At 49.6% G+C, this 19,720-nt stretch carries 16 protein-coding genes; 10 read left to right on the top strand and 6 right to left on the bottom strand.

Going from position 1 to position 19,720, the window contains the following annotated elements:
- The first annotated feature begins 495 nt into the window (after window positions 1-495).
- On the top strand, window positions 496-969 hold the full coding sequence (locus VNQ80_RS05280; RefSeq protein WP_325636410.1) for a TlpA disulfide reductase family protein: 474 nt from the start codon (window positions 496-498) through the stop codon (window positions 967-969).
- Window positions 970-1,062: 93 nt separating this feature from the next.
- Entirely contained in the window at window positions 1,063-1,680 is a 618-nt protein-coding gene (locus VNQ80_RS05285; protein WP_325636411.1) for a thioredoxin family protein, read from the top strand.
- A gap of 16 nt (window positions 1,681-1,696) precedes the next feature.
- Here VNQ80_RS05285 and hemJ read toward each other — a convergent pair whose 3' ends face one another.
- The 6 genes from hemJ to VNQ80_RS05315 form a co-directional block, all read right to left on the bottom strand.
- Complete coding sequence (gene hemJ / locus VNQ80_RS05290) at window positions 1,697-2,233, bottom strand: protoporphyrinogen oxidase HemJ (RefSeq protein ID WP_325636412.1); 537 nt, start codon at window positions 2,231-2,233, stop codon at window positions 1,697-1,699.
- Window positions 2,234-2,259: 26 nt separating this feature from the next.
- Window positions 2,260-3,297 (bottom strand): uroporphyrinogen decarboxylase, encoded by a 1,038-nt coding sequence (gene hemE / locus VNQ80_RS05295; RefSeq protein ID WP_325636413.1) that lies wholly within the window; start codon window positions 3,295-3,297, stop codon window positions 2,260-2,262.
- A 2-nt stretch (window positions 3,298-3,299) separates the two neighbouring features.
- Complete coding sequence (locus tag VNQ80_RS05300; protein WP_325636414.1) at window positions 3,300-3,815, bottom strand: hypothetical protein; 516 nt, start codon at window positions 3,813-3,815, stop codon at window positions 3,300-3,302.
- Window positions 3,812-4,528: a response regulator transcription factor gene (locus VNQ80_RS05305; RefSeq protein ID WP_325636415.1), complete on the bottom strand. Its 717-nt coding sequence runs from the start codon at window positions 4,526-4,528 to the stop codon at window positions 3,812-3,814. The genes VNQ80_RS05300 and VNQ80_RS05305 overlap by 4 nt, the downstream gene beginning before the upstream one ends.
- A 24-nt stretch (window positions 4,529-4,552) precedes the next feature.
- Window positions 4,553-5,461: a sensor histidine kinase gene (locus VNQ80_RS05310; protein ID WP_325636416.1), complete on the bottom strand. Its 909-nt coding sequence runs from the start codon at window positions 5,459-5,461 to the stop codon at window positions 4,553-4,555.
- Between the two features lie 102 nt (window positions 5,462-5,563).
- Complete coding sequence (locus tag VNQ80_RS05315) at window positions 5,564-6,439, bottom strand: AraC family transcriptional regulator (protein WP_325636417.1); 876 nt, start codon at window positions 6,437-6,439, stop codon at window positions 5,564-5,566.
- Window positions 6,440-6,667: 228 nt separating this feature from the next.
- On the opposite strand from VNQ80_RS05315, the gene VNQ80_RS05320 reads away from it, so the two are divergent.
- From VNQ80_RS05320 to VNQ80_RS05355, 8 genes are all read left to right on the top strand, one after another.
- A complete protein-coding gene (locus VNQ80_RS05320; RefSeq protein WP_325636418.1) occupies window positions 6,668-7,771 on the top strand; it encodes a glycoside hydrolase family 26 protein in 1,104 nt (367 codons plus the stop codon).
- 6 nt (window positions 7,772-7,777) lie between these two features.
- The gene (locus VNQ80_RS05325) at window positions 7,778-9,604 is read left to right on the top strand and encodes a sodium:solute symporter family protein (RefSeq protein ID WP_325636419.1); all 1,827 of its coding nucleotides are present in this window, start codon (window positions 7,778-7,780) and stop codon (window positions 9,602-9,604) included.
- Between the two features lie 63 nt (window positions 9,605-9,667).
- On the top strand, window positions 9,668-10,837 hold the full coding sequence (locus VNQ80_RS05330) for a glycosidase (protein ID WP_325636575.1): 1,170 nt from the start codon (window positions 9,668-9,670) through the stop codon (window positions 10,835-10,837).
- The gene (locus VNQ80_RS05335) at window positions 10,791-11,993 is read left to right on the top strand and encodes an AGE family epimerase/isomerase (protein WP_325636420.1); all 1,203 of its coding nucleotides are present in this window, start codon (window positions 10,791-10,793) and stop codon (window positions 11,991-11,993) included. The genes VNQ80_RS05330 and VNQ80_RS05335 overlap by 47 nt, the downstream gene beginning before the upstream one ends.
- Window positions 11,994-12,100: 107 nt before the next feature.
- The gene (locus VNQ80_RS05340; RefSeq protein ID WP_325636421.1) at window positions 12,101-15,277 is read left to right on the top strand and encodes a TonB-dependent receptor; all 3,177 of its coding nucleotides are present in this window, start codon (window positions 12,101-12,103) and stop codon (window positions 15,275-15,277) included.
- Between the two features lie 11 nt (window positions 15,278-15,288).
- On the top strand, window positions 15,289-16,971 hold the full coding sequence (locus tag VNQ80_RS05345; RefSeq protein ID WP_325636422.1) for a RagB/SusD family nutrient uptake outer membrane protein: 1,683 nt from the start codon (window positions 15,289-15,291) through the stop codon (window positions 16,969-16,971).
- Window positions 16,972-16,993: 22 nt separating this feature from the next.
- Window positions 16,994-18,160: a glycan-binding surface protein gene (locus VNQ80_RS05350; RefSeq protein ID WP_325636423.1), complete on the top strand. Its 1,167-nt coding sequence runs from the start codon at window positions 16,994-16,996 to the stop codon at window positions 18,158-18,160.
- Window positions 18,161-18,179: 19 nt separating this feature from the next.
- A complete protein-coding gene (locus VNQ80_RS05355) occupies window positions 18,180-19,718 on the top strand; it encodes a hypothetical protein (RefSeq protein WP_325636424.1) in 1,539 nt (512 codons plus the stop codon).
- The last annotated feature ends 2 nt before the right edge of the window (window positions 19,719-19,720 follow it).

Below are 19,720 nucleotides of genomic sequence, written 5' to 3' on the forward strand. Positions count from 1 at the left end.
TGTTCATTAGATTTATAAATGGTGATTAATAGTTTGTTTACTCCATAATTCCCTTATTTAAGATTATCCATAATTTATTTTGTTCTCCTTTATAATTTATGTTCAGGCATCCGCAATACCGATTTCCCTACTTTTCAATTGGTTAAGTGAAGCAAAACCAATCGCATTGCATAAACGAAACTATGGTTTATTTCTAAATACAGACGGATACAATATGAAACACTTCGGCTTAGAACCTTAAAACAGGCCTTTTCTCCGTATTCAAACGTTGTAATATTCCGACCCCCAATTGGTTGTAAGATAGCCGGGGTAAATCCGCGGCTGCGTAATGTCCTACGCGTACCTTTGACGCGCTATCACGATATACCGATATAGAGGTGCTTTTGCTTGTAACAGTTATCTATATTTTGCAACAATACTGTATAACTTATTGTTAATAACCAAATTATCAGTATCCTTGTGTAAAGAAACGGACGTTATGCAAAAACTCGTCGTTTGTTTTCTCGCTGCATACCTTGGCTACCTTCGATAGGAAGCGCCCAGCAGGAAGTTAAGCTCATCAAACTCGACGCATTGGAAGAGCGGCTTGCCAACGGTGGCGATACGACGTACGTCGTGAACCTATGGGCCACATGGTGTGAACCGTGTGTAGCGGAACTACCCTATTTCGAACAATTACAACAAACCCATAGTGCTCAGCCGTTGAAGATAATCCTGCTTAGCCTAGATGCACCCAAAAACCACGAACGCGTCGTTAAATTCGGTGAGAAAAACGGCTTACGCAACGAGGTGCTTATCCTCGATGAGCGAAACCAACAGGAGTATATCAACCGCGTAAGCGAGAAGTGGTCCGGAGCCATACCTGCGACATTGTTTATTAATAAAACGAAAGACGTACGGTTATTCCATGAGCGGGAATTTGATTTCGAAACACTAAACAAAACTTATTTGTCGATTGTTAACCCTTAAAATACACAGTTATGAAACCATCACCATTAAAACCGCCGAAGCCAGCATGAATGCCTTTAGAAAAAAAAACGATGAATAAACAAATTTAGATAGATGAAAAAAGCAGCCAGTTTATTTTTAGCAATGGTTTTTTCAGCTGCCCTATTCGTGCATGCACAAGAAACCGGCGGGTACCAGATCGGTGATGTCGTCGACGATTTTACCCTAGTCAACGTGGACGGGACAACCGTATCACTGGGTGACTACACTGATCAAAAAGGAATAATCCTCATATTCACCTGCAACACGTGTCCGGTTGCAGCAGCTTATGAAGACCGGATCATCGCGTTGGATGCCAAATACAAACCACAAGGCTTTCCAGTGGTGGCCGTGAACCCCAATGACCCTGGCGTGGATTCCAGGGAATCGGGGGAGGAGATGAAAAAGCGGGCGGCCGACAAAGGCTTTACGTTTCCCTACCTATTAGACCCCGGCCATCTGACCACCTTGAAATTTGGTGCAACCCGGACACCACATGCATTTGTCGTGGTCAATACCGATGCGGGTATGCAATTGCAATACATAGGAGCCATTGATGATGATAGCGAAGGCGGGGAGCCCGAAAACAACTATGTTGAGGACGCCATTGCGGCCATAAATGCAGGCCAAGCACCTACGCCGTCGTTTACTAAGGCAGTCGGTTGCACTATCAAATGGAAGAAAGGGGGCTGAGCCTTCGGGCTTGGTACTACCCCCGCTCCCTGATTTTCTTGTATAACCTCACAGCAACCATCAACATCATCCCCAAAAGCAGCAAACCCACCACCCCATAAATCCAATTGATAGCACTTTTGAGCACCACCACAAAAACAATCGCAAACAACAGTACAGTAGCGAGCTCGTTCCACAAACGCAGGCGCATGGAGGTCCACGTGTTCGTCTCAGCACGTAGGTTAAACATCACACGCTGGCATACGAAATGGTAGCCCACCAACCCAAGTACAAAGGCCAATTTCACATGCATCCACCCGGTCTGCAAAAGTGCCGGATTAACGTATAGCATCACGAGTCCCGCAACCACGGTTATGTACATAGCGGGTGTGGTAATGATCCACCACAGCTTGCGTTCCATCACCATAAACTGCCGATGCAGCACCTGATACTCCGCCGCCGGCCGTTGCCGTGCCTCCGTGTGGTAGATAAACAACCGTACCATATAGAACAACCCGGCCATCCAGCAGATAACGAAGATGATGTGTATGGCTTTTGCGTACAGGTACAGCATGGCAGCGCTAAGTTAAATCGTCGAATCTAATACCTAAAATCCTTCACGACTTCAATGGCATATTTGACATGATCGAATGGAATGTCCGGCATGATACCATGCCCTAGATTAAAGATAAACCCGTCCTGTCCGCGCATACGCTCAAACAGCTGCAAGATTTTATCCTTGATTACCTTTTTATCAGCGTACAATACAAACGGGTCCAAGTTACCCTGCACCGCTACACCCTGCGGGAGGTTATCTTTGATGTTACGCAGATCCGCGTTCCAATCGACGGAAACCACATCAGGGCCAGCTTCCGCCATGAGCGGTGCAAACACCGAGCTTCCCTTACAGAAAGAAATAACGGGGATATCCTTCCGGTGTAGCTTGGAAATGATTTGGGTGTTATATGCATGGGCAAACGCCTGGTAATCGTTCCACGAAAGCGCTTGTGCCCAGCTATCAAATAACTGTACCGCATTTACCCCTGCCGTAATCTGCATATTGAGGTATTCCACCGTCACATCGGCGATTTTCTGTAAAATCAGGTGTGCCAAGTCGGGTTCGTTGTTGAGCAGCAACTTGGTGCGCTTGAAATCGCGCGATGAACCGCCCTCTACCAGGTAGCTCAATACCGTAAACGGTGCACCCGCAAACCCAATGAGCGGAATACGTCCTTGTAGACGCTGCTGAATAACACGGATGGCGTCACCAACGTATTGCAGTTTGTCGAGCACATCGGTACGCAACGCTTCCGCATCCACCTGCGTACGTACCGGGTTTGCAAAGCGGGGCCCTACGCCTTGCTCAAAGCTCAGCTGCCCGCCCATCGCCTCGCCAGTCACGAGGATGTCGGAAAACAGGATAGCGGCATCCACGTCCAGCAAATCAACGGGCAACAGGGTCACGTCGGCCGCTATTTCGGGCGTCTTGCACATTTCCAAAAATGAATACTTGTTTTTGATGGCCCAGTATTCCTTCATGAACCGGCCCGCTTGCCGCATCATCCAAACCGGTGGCCGCTCAGTAGGCTGCGAGAAAGCCGCCCGGATGAGCAAATCGTTCTGTAAATTGTTTGTCACGCTTATTCTTTTGGTATTTCGTTTTCGATTTTATTAATGATTTGCGCTACGCGGGAGGTCACTTCCAGCTTGCGCGCCAGCTCGACATATGCCCGTACCCGTTCGTAGTCTTTTTTACGGAGATTAATGTTAGCCAAATGGACGAGAATAATGGCCTTGTCGTTCGGCCGGCGGAAAGGCAGCCGCGAAGCGATCTGGAAATGCCGCTCAGCAGCAACGTAGTCTTCCGCCTTAAGGGCAATATTGCCACACATAAACTCGTAGTAATTGCGCCGCCCTTTACGTAGGTACTCGGGCTTCCTGATATCTGCCAGCAGCAGCCGCGCCTTCTCATAATCCTTTTTCTGGAAAGCCTGCGTGGCGATAAAGACCGTACCTTCCCGGTAATGGCTCCAGATTAGGTAGCCCATGGCACCCGCCACCATCGCCGCAACTTGGTACGCTTCGGTGTAGATTGCCCACACCAGCAAAAAAAAAGCAAGTACCAACACGATGGCACGTGCTCGGGAAGTCATCATGATGTTTGCTGATTGTCGGTAAATTTATAACCTACCCCACGGATGGAATGGAAATATATCGGGTGTTTCTGGTCGGGCTCGAAGTACTTCCGAAAGGTAAGGATGAAATTATCAATCGTACGGGTAGATGGGTACACATCATAGTTCCACACCGTCTCCAATATCTGCTCCCGCGATACCGCTTCATTACGCCGCTCAATCAGCAACTTAAGTAGCATGGTCTCCTTTTTGGTCAGTGACGTCACCGTACCGTCTGCGTGATGGAGTTCGAACGAGTTAAAGTAAATGGTTTTGTCGCCAATCTGGTAGGAATTGAGCTCTTTGAGGTCATCTCCCTTCATTCCCCGGCGCACCAAAATCCCTACACGCAGGATCAACTCTTCCAAGTTGAACGGTTTCATGAGGTAATCATCCGCTCCTTTTTTGAGTCCTGTGATACGATCCTCGCTGCTATTTTTCGCTGTAAGGAACATAATGGGTACTTCCGTATTTTGCAACCGGATGGTTTCAGCCACTTGGAAACCGTCGATCTCAGGAATCATCACATCCAATATTACTAGGTTGAACCGCTCTTCCTTAAATATCTTCAGTGCCTTTTTCCCATCGGTGGCTGTAGACACGCGGTAACCTTCCAATTCGAGGTTGAGCTTGATGGCGTCCAACAGGTGCTCCTCATCTTCTACCAATAGAATGCGTTGCTTAGTTTGTTGCATAATGATTATTAAACTTAGATAAAGTTACTTTATCGCTTTTTCCGTTGCCGCTAAAAAAACAGTATTCGTTAACGGAAACATAACTTCAAAAATACTTCCCGATGGCGTATTGTCTTTCACACTGATGTGTGCACGATGCCGTTCAAGCACGGTTTTCACGATATATAGCCCCAACCCCGTTCCCTTGGTCTTTCGTGTATCCTCGTTACCTACCCGATAAAATTTATTGAAAATCAGCTTTTTTTCATTGTCTGCAATCCCAATACCATGGTCTGCAACGCTAAATACCACGCTACCGTTATCCTGGGCAAGCTTTACGGAAACGTGTGCACATGGTGGGGAGTACTTCACGGCATTCTCGATCAGGTTGGTCACCACGTTAGTGATTGCAAATCGGTCGCCCTCGATCTGCAAGCCGGGTTCGAGTTCGGTTTTGATCACTTGTGTGGTACAAGAGTGGATCTGCAGACGGCCGGCAACGTTCTTCACGAGTTCACTGAGGTTGATATCTTCTTTAGGGAAATTATAGCGCAGGTTTTCCAGTTTGGTCGCAATAAGCACATTTCCCACCAAATCATCCAACCGTTCGATATCTTTCAGCGAATTAGACAGGAACTGGTTACGCTGTTCTTCGCTCAAGCTTCGCTTGAGGATGGTCTGGATAGCCAATTTAATAGACGCAAGCGGCGATTTCAGCTCGTGGGTCACCGCCAGAAGAAAATTCTGCTGCTGTTGCTGTATTTTATGTTCACGTACGAATGCTTTTTTTAGCTTAAGCGCTCCCACAACGAAAATCAGCATAAAAAATATACCCTCACCAATGATCATCACCTTTCGGTGGGGCTGGGCTTCAATAAGCAACACCCCCCACCAAACCAGTTGTGCCGTGGCATAAAAAACGAGGAAATAAAACAACACCAAAGGCTTCCGCATAGCAAAACTCCTGAAAAGCAATCACAAAAGTATCGATTTACATCGGTTAGTTACAAACTACAGGTTACATTATGACAATATTAGGAAACTCCCACGGGGAGATTAAATATAAACCCGCGCCCCCGAGAAGTTCTCCCTGAATTCCCTCGGCGTGCAATTTTTCTTTCGTTTGAATATCCTGTTGAAATTCGAAATGTTGTTAAATCCGCAATCATAAGCGATCTCCGCAATCGTCCGGCTCGTATCAATCAGCAGTCGCGTAGCGTGCCCGAGCCGGATTTCATTGAGGCTATCGATAAATGTCTTCCCTGTACTTTTTTTAACAAACCTACTGAATGAGGCCTCGTGCATATTGGCGTATGCTGCCATATCGGCCAAGGCAATGGGCTCGCTGTAGTGTTCGTTCAAGTATTCGAATACTTTCATGATGCGCCTGCTGTTAGACCGCGCATGGTGGTCATCGAAACCTACGCTGCTCAATGTCTTCATGCCGTCGGCTTGGGAGAGTCGGTGTAAAATTGCCATCAGCTCCAGCACCGAGTCGAAGCCGGTCTTGGCTTTAAGGCCAATCAGCCGGTCTTTGAGCGAGAGGGTCGTTTCGCGGCTGAACAAGATACCTTGTTGCGACTTGTCAAACATGTTGCGGATAAAGTTCAACTGATTTTTGCGCAGAAAGTCTTCACTGAACAGGTTACGGTGGAACTGGATGGTCACCTCGGTGATTTTCCGGCTTTCGCACGCATCGTCAAACCAACCGTGGTACAGGTTAGACCCTACCAACACGAGCTCCACGTCATCGATACGGGCTACATGATCGCCAACGATACGCCGCGCACCTTCGGCATTAAGGATAAGGTTGAGCTCATATTCATCATGATAATGCAGTGGGAAATCAAAATGGTCCTTTATCCGCCAAAATAACGTGAAGCAATCGCTCTCTGTAAGCGGCGTTACTTCCCGGGTGATTTTCTGGAGCATGGGCGTTTCATAATCGGTGTAGCAAACTTATGGTATGGCAAACTTAGATAAAGTTGCCTCGAAATACAAGTTATAACCGTATGGAATCAAAAAACAATAAATCATGCAAAGAAATGTTCATCACATCGCAGTTGTAAGAAGTTCATCACAAAACGCTAAAAAAGTATTATTTTCGAACAGTAGACATCCCGTATGTTTGCTTTTGTAATAACCCGATTATTAACCGTAATGAGCATTGTTAAACAAATTGGTACCTCGATTATTGTTTTTTGCCTCGCCACATGTACGACGGTTGCCGACCGCTCTCCCGAAACAAATGCTTTACTGGCGGCACTGAAATCACTAAGTGGCCAATACATACTACTGGGACATCAGGATGCTACGGCATATGGGGTGGATTGGTCGGCCGAACCGAACAAGGCTGACGTAAAGAGTACCACCGGTGCATACCCTGCTGTTTATGGGTGGGATGTGGGTCACCTGGAAATCGGCAAGCCAGCCAATCTGGATAATGTATCGTTCAACCTAATGCGCACCCGTATCATCGAAGCGTACAGCCGGGGTGGCATCAACACCATTAGTTGGCACACCACCAATCCCACAAACGGGCAAAGTGCATGGGACACGACCCGAAATAGCGTAAAAGAAATTCTCCCCGGCGGTAAACACCACGATACCTATAACAACTACCTCAGCCGATTGGCCGCTTTCTTTAAAACGCTCAAAACCGACGACGGAACCGCCATTCCAATCATCTTCCGGCCATTCCATGAACACACGGGAAGTTGGTTCTGGTGGGGTGAAGCATTTTGCTCCCCCCAGGAATACGTGGCGCTATGGCAATACACCGTGCACTATCTCCGCAACAAAAATGGCCTAAAAAACCTGCTTTTTGCCTATTCCAGCAGTACCATCGAATCCGAGGCGCACTACTTGGCGCGTTACCCCGGAGACGATTATGTGGATATCATGGGGTTTGATGACTACTGCACGGGCGATGAAGCCGCCTATGTGAAGCGGATGGCCAATAGCTTACGTGTCCTTACGAAAGTCGCGAAAGAACGGGATAAGGCGGCCGCCGTGACTGAAACGGGATACGAACAGATTCCTAACGCCAACTGGTTTACCCAGGTGCTCTACCCCGCTATCAAAGATTATCCTGTGGTGTGGATACTGCTGTGGCGCAACGCCATCAATCGCCCCAACCATTATTATGTACCTTATCCAGCACATCCCGCTGCCGACGATTTCCGTGAGTTCTACCGGCTGCCGATCATATGCTTCGAAGACGGGCTCGCTCCCTTCGATATTTACCAACCGACTAAGCCCTAATCATCCATGCTACTCCAAACCATCGATATCGTCGTCATCCTGGTCTATTTGGCCGCCATGATCTTGTTAGGCATCTTGTTGAAAAAACGGGCCCAGCGCGATAAAGAGTCTTATTTGCTGGGTGGCAAAAAACTGCCCTGGTATATGCTGGGCATGTCCAACGCTTCCGATATGTTTGATATATCGGGAACTATGTGGATGGTTACGTTGGCGTTCGTATATGGCATGAAAAGCATCTGGATACCATGGCTCTGGCCGGTGTTCAACCAGATTTTCCTGATGATGTACCTTTCGGTGTGGCTGCGGCGCAGCAATGTCACCACCGGTGCCGAGTGGCTGGGTACACGCTTCGGCAACAAAGGGCAGGGCGTGACGGCGTCACACACCATCGTGGTTGTCTTCGCACTCATCAGCTGCTTCGGCTTCCTTGCTTACGGCTTTATCGGACTGGGTAAATTTGTCGAAATCTTCATTCCATGGAGCAGCGTGGAGCCGTATCTGCCATTCTCTGTCGCCCCGCAGTATGTGCCGCACTTTTACGGGGTGGTATGCTGTCTGCTCACCATGTTTTATTCCATTTTGGGAGGCATGACCAGTATCGTCATTGGCGATGTGGTTAAATACACCATTATGTCGGCGGCGGCCATTGTTATCGCCATTATCGCTGCCCAACACCTCGCCAGTAAACCACTGGATGTGCCCGACGGATGGCTCTCACCGTTTTTCGGATGGACGCTGGATGACCTCAACTGGACGGGTATCATCGATGAGGTAAACGGCAAAATCCAAAGCGACGGCTTCAACCTATTCACCATTTTCTTTATGATGATGCTGTTCAAAGGCGTTTTCGCGAGTCTCGCCGGTCCAGCACCCAATTACGATATGCAGAAAATCCTATCTACAAGATCGCCGAAAGATGCCGCCAAAATGAGCGGGCTGGTTTCCGTGGTGCTGCTACCCATTCGCTATGCGATGGTCATCGGCTTCGCCGTGTTAGGCCTCCTATATTACGACCAGCTTGATCTACAAACGGCTTCCGGCGTCGATTTCGAGCGGATTTTACCCTCGGCCATCCTCCAGTTTGTACCCGTAGGCCTGATGGGGCTGTTGCTGGCAGGCCTCATGGCAGCTTTCATGGGTACCTTTGCCGGCACGCTGAATGCCGCCCAGGCTTACTTCACTAACGACATCTACCTCAAATACGTCAATCCACAAGCCTCAAACAGGGCAATCCGCAACACCAATTACATCGCCGGCATCGTTATCGCCATCATCGGCATTTCATTGGGTTTCTTTGCGGAAGACGTAAACAGCATATTGCAATGGATTGTATCGGCACTGTACGGTGGGTATATCGCTGCCAATATGCTGAAATGGTACTGGTGGCGGTTCAATGCTTCAGGCTTCTTCTGGGGTATGCTGGCAGGTATCGTCCCTGCATTGGTATTCCCCCTGCTGTTCGACTTCCTCGATTTATATTATTTCCCATTACTTTTTGCCTTGTCACTGGCCGGGGCTATCATCGGTTCGCTATGCACCAAACCTACCGACACCGAGGTGCTGAAGGAATTTTACCGCACGGTAAAACCCTGGGGTTTCTGGAAACCCATCCGATTGATGGTCGCCGCCGAAGATCCCACATTTGTACGCAACAAGCATTTCAAGCGGGATATGTTCAATGTTGTACTTGGCATCATCGGGCAACTGTGTCTTACCATCCTGCCCATGTACCTTGTGCTGATGATGGAAACGGAACTGCTGGTTACCGTCGCGCTGCTGGCGGTGATCGCCTTTACGCTGAAGAAAACGTGGTGGAACAAACTGGAAAATTAATTAGTCAATATAACGATTGTGTCCTTGTCAATAACTGATTTCGAAGCCAAAAAGGCGGCCCTCATGGAGAGGCATAAGGAACTTCTCAGCCGGAAAAACGAAGCCATATGGCCGGATAACGGGATATTCACGCGGTTTCGGCACCCGGTACTCACGGCTGCACACGCACCGTTGGAATGGCAGTACGACTTCGACCGGCTGGCCAACCCATTCCTCATGCAGCGCATCGGTATCAATGCCACATTCAATGCTGGTGCTATCAAGTGGCAGGGGCAGTACCTACTCATGGTCCGCGTAGAAGGCACCGACCGAAAATCTTTCTTTGCTATTGCGGAGAGCCCCAATGGTGTCGATAATTTCCGCTTCCGCAAATATCCCATCGACATCCCGCGGTTAGCCGATTCCGATACGAACGTGTACGACATACGGCTCACACAACACGAAGATGGATGGATTTACGGCCTGTTCTGCACCGAGCGCCGCGATCCCAGCGCACCCCAATCCGATCAGTCTGCCGCCATTGCGCAATGCGGCATCATCCGCACGCGCGACATGGCCCAATGGGAACGGCTCCCTGACCTGAAAACGAATTCGCCACAACAACGCAATGTGGTGTTGCATCCCGAATTCGTGGACGGTAAATATGCACTATATACGCGGCCCCAAGATGGCTTTATTGAAGCCGGCAAGGGTGGCGGGATCGCCTTCGCGCTGACGGAGCGCATGGAAAATGCCGTGGTGCACGACGAGTGCATCATCGACGCCAAACAATACCACACCGTATATGAGGCCAAGAATGGACAGGGCCCTGCACCACTGAAAACACCCGAAGGATGGTTACACTTAGCACACGGCGTACGCCATACCGCCGCCGGGCTAAGGTACGTGCTGTACCTCTTTATGACAGCACTCGATGATGTTTCACGGATTATCCACAAACCGGGCGGTTATTTTTTGGCGCCGGAGGGCGATGAGCGCGTTGGCGACGTGTCCAACGTTGTTTTCTGCAACGGGTGGATTGCAGACAACGACGGTAAAGTTTTTATCTACTACGCCTCGTCCGATACGCGGATGCACGTGGCAATCAGTTCAATAGCACAATTGGTCGACTATGCCAAAAACACACCCGAAGACCGGTTTTTTTCGGCCTTTTCTGTAGAAAACATCCAAAAACTCACCCGGAAAAATGAACGCATTGAGCAACATAGCGGCGCCCGGTTTGAAGGCCATTGAATTCGAATCTGAGCTCGAACGCATATTGGATTATTGGAGCGATACGGTGTTTGACCATGCCAACGCTCGCTTTTACCCGAAAGTGGATCACGCAGACAATCGCCATCGCACTGCCGCTTCGGGCTCGGTAATGTATGCACGCATCTTATGGGCCTTCTCGGCAGGATACCGCCATACCGGCATACCCCGGTACCTAGAGCTAGCAAACATCGCTTTTCGGTATATCCAGCAGCACATGGTAGACACCGAATATGGCGGTGTATATTGGTCGGTACACCCCGATGGCAATCCGGCCGACAGCCGGAAACAGATCTACGCCATCGCATTCGCCATTTACGGGTTGGCAGAATACTATAAAGTCAATAACGATAACATGGTATTGGCCCTCGCCGAAGCGCTATATAAAGTCATTGAAAAATACAGCTGGGACAACTGCCATGGCGGGTACATCGAGGCGTTCGGTAGGGACTGGTCGCCTACCACGCACCTGAGCCTTAGTGCGAAAGACGACAATGAAAAGAAAACCCTGAATACACATCTCCACGTGTTGGAAGCTTTTACAAACTTATATGAAATATGGCCAAACGACATCCTAAAACAACGGATTACGGCGATACTCGAACTATTCGAAAAGCATTTTATCAATCAGCACGGCCACCTGACCTTATTTTTCGATGAACACTGGCAAGCGAAGTCATCCCTCCGTTCCTTCGGCCACGAAATCGAGGCTTCATGGCTGCTCTGCGAAGCAGCACGTGCCATTAACGACGGGCAACTCACCGATACCGTACGCACGCTAGCGCTACGCTTAGCTTCGGCAAGCGTAAAATGGCTCGACAAATCGGGCGCATTACTCTATGAATTCAACGCCGCTACAAATACGCTGGTCGCCGAGAAACATTGGTGGGTGCAAGCCGAAGCATTGGTGGGCTTCTACCATGCCGGGCTATTGGTTGGAGATGACAAGTACCTGGCAGCAGCCTCGGGGATATGGCAATATACTAAGAAACACCTCATCGACTATCAAAACGGCGAATGGTATTGGGGGCGGGATGCCAACGGGCAGGTAATGGCATACGAGGACAAAGCGGGGCTTTGGAAATGCCCCTACCACAATAGCCGGTGCTGCCTACAGCTGATCCGGTTGATTGGGTAATTACACAACCTTGTTTGTTTTTAACAACAATAGGCAAAAATAGTATTAACACAAGCGCAAAAATCAACATACATTTGATATCAGTTTAACCACCAATTTTTAACCTTATGATTCCACATTTATTAAAAAACGCAGGACTGCTTTTCTTGGCCATAGCCATTGTACAGCTAGCTATCGGCCAAAGCAACAACCAGCGCTTGGTGAGCGGAACCGTAACAGATGAGTCTGGAGCGACGCTCTCCGGGGTCTCCGTCAGTGTGAAAGGCCAATTACAATCTACCTCCACGGCAAACGACGGCGGCTACCGATTGACGGTACCCACAGAAAATGTTGTGCTCATATTCTCTTACTTAGGTATGCAAACAGTTGAGGAAGCCGTCGGCGACCGTAACATCGTCAATGTGGTGTTATTGAGCGCCACTTCCTCACTAGAAGAGGTAGTCGTGGTTGGGTACGGCACGAACAAGCGCGGCAACCTCACCAGCGCACAGACCACAGTAACGGCGGACGACATCGGAAAAACGGTAAACACGACCATCGAGCAAGCCATACAAGGCCGTGCAGCGGGCGTCTATATTACCCAAAACTCGGGCCAACCCGGCGGCGGGATATCGGTAAATATCAGAGGCATAAATTCCATTAACGGTACCAATGAACCGCTTTACGTAATCGATGGGGTTCAAATCGCCGGCCAAGCGGTTTCTTTCGGCGAGCAAAGCTCATCCAATCCGTTGGCCGGGCTTAATCCCGCCGACATCGAAGATATCCAAGTACTGCAAGGGCCATCCGCCACGGCCATCTATGGATCAAGGGCCACAAACGGTGTGCTATTGATCACTACCAAACGCGGTAAAGCGGGACAAACGAAAATCGACTACGGTGCCCAGTACACCATCCAAACGGCTCCGCCCCGGATGGAAGTGATGAACCTGCGGCAATACGCACAAATGGTGGGTGAATACCACGAAATAGCCGGAGGCGAAACGCCACTCGAATTTCTTGATCCCTCGCTTTTGGGTTCAGGTACCGACTGGCAACGGGAGTTATTCAAAAACGCGCCGATGCACAAACACCAATTGAGCCTTAGCGGCGGAAATGAAAAAACCACCTATTACCTCTCGGGTGAATACCTCAACCAAAAAGGCATCGCCGCAGGATCTGGGTTTGACCGGTATGGCACCCGGCTCAACGTCGATACGAAACCCCGTGACTGGTTCTCCATAGGCACCAACCTCAGTTTCAGCCAAACCGATGAAAACCTCACGACAAGTCAGGAAAACATCATATCCAATGCCTTGCGATTGACACCGCAAATCCCGGTAAAGAACCTGGATGGCTCATGGGGCGGCGGCGACGAAAATAATGGGGCCAATAATTTTGCCCCCGTCAATCCACTTGCCATCGCTAGCCTGACGACCAACAACTTGGTTAGGCGGCAATTTATCGGCGGAATTAACTTAGGCATCAATCTGATCGAAGGGCTCCAGTTCAGATCGTCATTCAATACCAACTTCGGCTTTTCGAATTCGTCGTATTACATCCCGGTTTACAAAATCGGCTGGGCCGAGAATGCGACCGCTTCGTTGCAAAGCCGGGCCAACCTCAACACGTATTGGAATTGGAACCAACTGTTGGAATACAACAAACAGCTTGGCGACCACCACTTCAATGTAATGGTTACCCATGAGGCACAGGAATCCACTTGGAAAAACCTAGGCGGTAGACGTACGGGATTCCTTACCAATGATATCCTCGACCTGGAAGCGGGTGATCCGCTAACAGCATCGGCCAACGGTGGCTCGGGCAAATGGGCTATGGAATCGTACTTGGGTAGGATAAACTACAACTATGCCGACCGATACATCGTTTCGGGCACCATCCGTAGCGATGGTTCGGTGAATTTCGGACAGGATAATAAATGGGGTATATTCCCCTCTGTATCGGCAGCATGGCGCATCTCACAAGAACCGTTCTTCGATATCCCTGCCATCAGCGAATTGAAATTGCGGTTTGAAACCGGAACTACCGGAAATCAGGGTGGCAGTGGATACATCTACTCACCCATGTCTCCGGGGGCCACACCGACTGGCACGGGCTTCTTACCTAGCCGGTATAACAATCCGGGATTACAATGGGAGGAAACTCTCACCTACAACTACGGCCTGAATATAGGCCTCCTGCAGAACCGTATCCAACTAGAGGCAGACTACTACATAAAAAACACCGACAACCTGTTGATGGAAAATCCGCTGCCGTGGTATATGGGTACCAACGGCACAGGCGCGGTAGCCGCTCCGCAAGTGAATATCGGGTCGCTGCAGAATAAAGGATGGGGGATCACACTGAATACCACAAACATCAGGAATGACCAGTTTACCTGGGAAACCAACTTCAATATTTCAGGATTTAAGACCACGATTGAAAAATTCTATTCCGATGCCGCACAAATAAACCGCACATCCTGGTGGCTGGATGATTGGACCCAGCAATCGGTGGTGGGCGTGGCACCGTGGCAATTCCTTGGCTATATCGAAGAAGGTATCTTCCAATCGGTGGAGGAAATCGAAAAGAGTGCCGTACCGGCAGACAACAATGGCAACCGGATGCCCACCAATGAGGCAAACATTTGGGTGGGCGATGTCAAATTCAAAGACATCAGCGGCCCCGAGGGTACACCCGATGGCATCATCGACGTGTATGACCAAACCTACATCGGCAATCCGTACCCCAAATTCTTTGCAGGATTTACCAATTCGTTCAGCTACAAAGGTATCGACCTGAGTATCCTATTCACCGGTGCATTTGGAAACGATATCTACAACTACATCGCCCGCGTAAACTCAAACCCAAATAACATCAACCTGAGTAGGAACCTCATGATACATGCGATGGATTATGCAAGGCCTATCACGGGTGAGGACGGTGTGGTGCGGCTCGAGAATCCCAATACCGATGTGGCACGGATTTCACACGGACCTAATGGGAATTACGAACGCCACACCGACAAGTGGGTGGAAAACGGCTCCTATATCCGTATCAAAAACATTACCCTGGGCTACAACCTGCCCCCGTCATTACTCGCAACGCAGAAGGTCCTGCAAAGCATACGAGTGTCGTTCAGCGCACAAAATGTCGCTACGTTTACCAAATATTCAGGATTCGACCCTGAAGTGGGTGCCTACATCGGGCGGGATGCCAGCAACGTAAACCAAGCAATCGGCTTGGACTTCGGCCGCTACCCGTTAACCCCCATCTATTCATTCAGTTTAGGACTAAGTTTTTAAATCCGACGATCATGACAATTACTAAACATATTCCTATCGGCGTAGCACTGACCACCGTCCTATTGGCCTTTTCCGCTTGCAACAACAGCTTTCTCGAAAAGCCACCTACGGACGCCATCGTGGACGCCAACTTTTACCAAACAGACGACCAGGTATTGGCGGCCACCGCACTACTCTATAGCAAGGTATGGTTTGATTACAACGATAAAGCCTCGTACAACTTGGGGGACTTCCGTGCCGGAACGGCATATTCCGCTTACAATGACCGCGGTAATGTGCTCTTCAATACAACTGGCGACACGCCCGATAATGGGGCCGCTTGGCGTTCATTCTTCATCGTAGTCGGCCAAGCCAATCTGGCTATTCAAAACATTCAGACGTATGCCGGCTCGGGCGTCTCACCGACAATCAAGCAATTGGCTATTGCAGAAGCCCGGTTTATGCGTGCACTAGCCTACCGTTTCCTGGTGATGAACTGGGGCGCTGTACCCATCATTGAAAATAACCTCACGCTCCTTTCCGACACGACCATCCAACGGAATACGCCCGAAAGCGTATGGAAATTCATCACTGACGAAATGCGGGCTGCCGCAGAACACTTACCCGACGAGCCTATTCGCCCGGGTAGGCTCACCAAATGGTCGGCCGAAGGGATGTTAGCCCGTTTTTACCTCACCCGTGCGGGCGTAGTGTCGGGCGGTGCCGGCACCCGCGACCAAGTCTTCCTCGACAGCGCAAAATATTATGCCGAGCGGGTCATTAGCCTCAGTGGGGCTTCCTTGCTGACAAACTATGCCGACCTGTTCCTGTATCCCTACGACAACAATGCCGAGTCGATATTCTCACTGCAATGGGCGTTCGCACCCGGTGCTTGGGGCATCCAGAATTCAACCCCGGCATACCTCGCCTATAGCGGCGATATCGCCAATGGCGACGGCTGGGGCGGCGATAAAGGGGCCACATGGTGGATGATGTCCTTATATGATGGCATCACACCTACAGAAAACGGCATGGAGGGGCGCACATTAGACCAACGGCTCAAAGCAACGTTCATGCTGCCCGGTGCGCATTACCCCGAAATTACGCAGACCATTCCCGGCGGTTCGCAAGAACTCGTATTCCCGTTTACCGGTACCGATGTCAATTTCGTATCCATCAAGAAATACGTTACCGGTAAAGCGGACGACGTGGGCGGCCAAGCGGCATCCCAAAACTACGGACATGACACCTACATGCAACGATTGGCAGAAATTTATCTTATCTATGCTGAAGCCGTACTAGGCAACAGCGCCTCCACCACAGATGCTACCGCACTCGAATACTTCAATAAGGTACATACACGATCAGGGTTACCGCCGTTTGAAGACCCGCTCACGCTGGATGTGATTCTCAAGGAGCGCTTCATTGAATTCGCCATGGAAGGTATGGCGTGGTACGATTTGGTAAGCTTACACTATTATAATCCTACCAAAGCGTATGAAATATTGAATGGACAGGACCGTGAACGGTTCTTTGTTGCGCCCGACCAATTCCCGAACCCCACGTCGTGGACATTTACGAAAACCCCTTGGGTAGAAGTCGATATCAGGAACATCGATGCCAATGCGGGCAATTTCCTCTTGCCCATCCCCACGGCAGAGTTGAGCCAGGCACCCAATTTAAGAAAACCGCCAGTGGATTATTTCAACAAATAGTGACAGATAAAACCGAATGATAATGAAATCGATATATACTCAGCTACTATTCCTTGCCATTGCGATAGCGATGGTGGGGAGTTATACATCGTGCTCCGAAGCCGACCTTCCAAATAATGGCGACCCAAGGATCAGATACATACGGATAACGGACCCGCTGTCTGCAGATTCACTGTTGATTGGTGCTGGCCAGGGCAACCTCATTGCCATTGTAGGTGAAAACCTCGGTGGTGCGCGCGAAATCTGGTTCAATGACCGGCAAGCCGTACTGACCACCACATACATCACCAACACGAGCATACTGGTCAGCGTACCCAGTTTAGTCCCCTTAGACATCACCAACCAAATGCGTATCGTTTTTGCCAATGGAAATACCTTGGAGCATGAATTTGAAGTGCAAATCAGTGAGCCACACGTCAACTCCATCAACAACGAATATGCTCTCGCAGGGGAAGTAGCCACCATTCGGGGCAACTATTTTTACGAGCCCCTCACGGTCACCTTCACAGGTGGTGCCGTGGGCGAATTGGTTTCTGTTGAAGACGACTTGCTGGAGGTGCGAATCCCAGAAGGAGCACAGCCGGGGCCAATCACCGTCGAAACCAACTTCGGGCAAACGCCGTCCGATTTCTGGTTTAGGGATGGTCGGAACATCATCCTCAGCAGCGATCCATTCACCGGTTGGTGGAACGCCGCATTTGTGGTCACCAATCCGGGGGCCGGCGATCCGCCCGCCATCAATGGCAACTACATACGGGTAACCCGCGCAATCTCGGGGTGGGCATGGACGGAAGTAGCGGGAGGGGCCGCCGACGCCATGGGCGATATCAGTAAGAATATTCCCGATGAAGCGATTCTCAAACCGGAAAATTATTACCTGAAATTCGAGATCAATACGTTGAAACCTTATAACAACAACATGATCAAATTCAATTTTGGTCTCCCCAGTGAAGTCAACGACGCCTACCAATGGGCTCCACCCTTCGACACAGGCGGCAAATGGCAGACCGTGGCCATTCCGTATGAGGTGGTAATGCAGAGTTACAAAGACCTTGGCACTACGCCGGTCGTCAATCCAAACGGATACTGGACGCGGATATTGATCCACGGTCCAGGCGATTTGGATTGTGACATTGCGTTCGACAATTTCCGGATTGTGCCCAAAATCGACGAAAATAAAAGCAAATGACACCTAAAACACGAAGACGATGAAACTGATAATACCCATGAGGATGATGGTTGCCTGTTTGGCAACGGTTACCCTACTGACAATAGGCGCCTGCGAGAAAAAAGAAGTTACATCCACCGCCGTGGAATTGCTTAGCTTCGGCCCCGCCGGTGTAGGGCACGGTGAGCAAATCCGGTTTATCGGAAATAACTTGGATAAGGTGACAGCCATCGACCTCGTTGGTGCGAGCATCCCAAGTGCTGATTTTGTTGAACACACCGCCGAATTGATTGTCGTTACGGTCCCCATAGCGGCCGAGCACGGCTTGGTTACACTGAAAACATCAGCAGGGGATATTGTGTCCAAGTCGCCCCTCAACCTTAGTGTACCCGTCGAAATAACGTCGATAACCGAAACGGTGAAACCCGGTGAAACAATCATCGTTGAGGGCCAATACCTCAATTGGATATCCGCGGTAACTTTCGAAGGTGGTGCGGTTGTTGACGAATTTGAAAGCCAATCTCGCACGGAATTGGTAGTTCGTGTCCCGCTGGAAGCACAAACTGGACACTTGATTTTCTCCTGTGGTGGCACCGAACCCATTGCGCTGGAAAGTGAAACACCTTTGGAAGTAATCCTTCCTTCACCTTCATCTTTTACACCATCTCCTGTGCGCCATGGCGATGAACTGACGATATTGGGCACCAATCTTGATTTGGTTAAAAGCGTACTTTTCACTGGACTCACCGAACCGATTGAAACGTTTATTAGCCAAACGGAGGAAGGTATTGTGCTGTCGATACCCAATGGTGTGAACAATGGGAGTTTCGAACTTATCGCATTTTCAGGGATAACCGTCGAAAGTGAAACACCACTACAGGTCGTATTACCAACCGTAACAGCGCTCTCACCAAACCCCGTAGCTCATGGCGGGACATTGACCCTATCGGGCACCGAATTGAAGTTAGTGAAAGGCGTGTTGTTCAAAGGAATGCAAGACACGATTACCGCATTTTCTAACCAGACCGACACGGAGCTAGAAATCGTCGTCCCCGAAAAAGCCAACAAAGGCACACTTACCCTAATTACCCATCCCTTGATCGATGTGGAAACGACAATCGCCTTGGAACTCCTCGGTGACCTTCCACCACTAGATCCTCTTCCCCTACCCATTTATGTCGATGCTATAGCGCCCGGTTGGTCTGATTGGAGCTGGCCGGCTAAATCGGTTGATTTCAATAATCAGGATAACGTCCGCAACGGCGAGGCTGCAATAAAAAAGACATACGACGGATCTTATGGCGGTCTCCGGCTCCATAGCGACGGAACAACGATCGGCTCATACGCGTTCGTTACCTTTTCTGTCTTTGGTACGACCGGCACGGATGGAAAAAAAATCAACGTAATTGCCAATGAGCAATGGGGCGCACCCCACGTGGTTACAATCATTGAAGGAGAATGGGTCACGTTCGATATCGCAAAATCCGATCTTGGCATCAGTGGCACCTTGAACGACCTGATACTCCAAGACACCGGTTGGTCGGGTGTTATATACATAGACCATATTGGATTAAAGTAAAC

The organism is Parapedobacter sp., assembly GCF_035556095.1.
In the GTDB taxonomy this organism is placed as follows: Bacteria; Bacteroidota; Bacteroidia; order Sphingobacteriales; family Sphingobacteriaceae; genus Parapedobacter.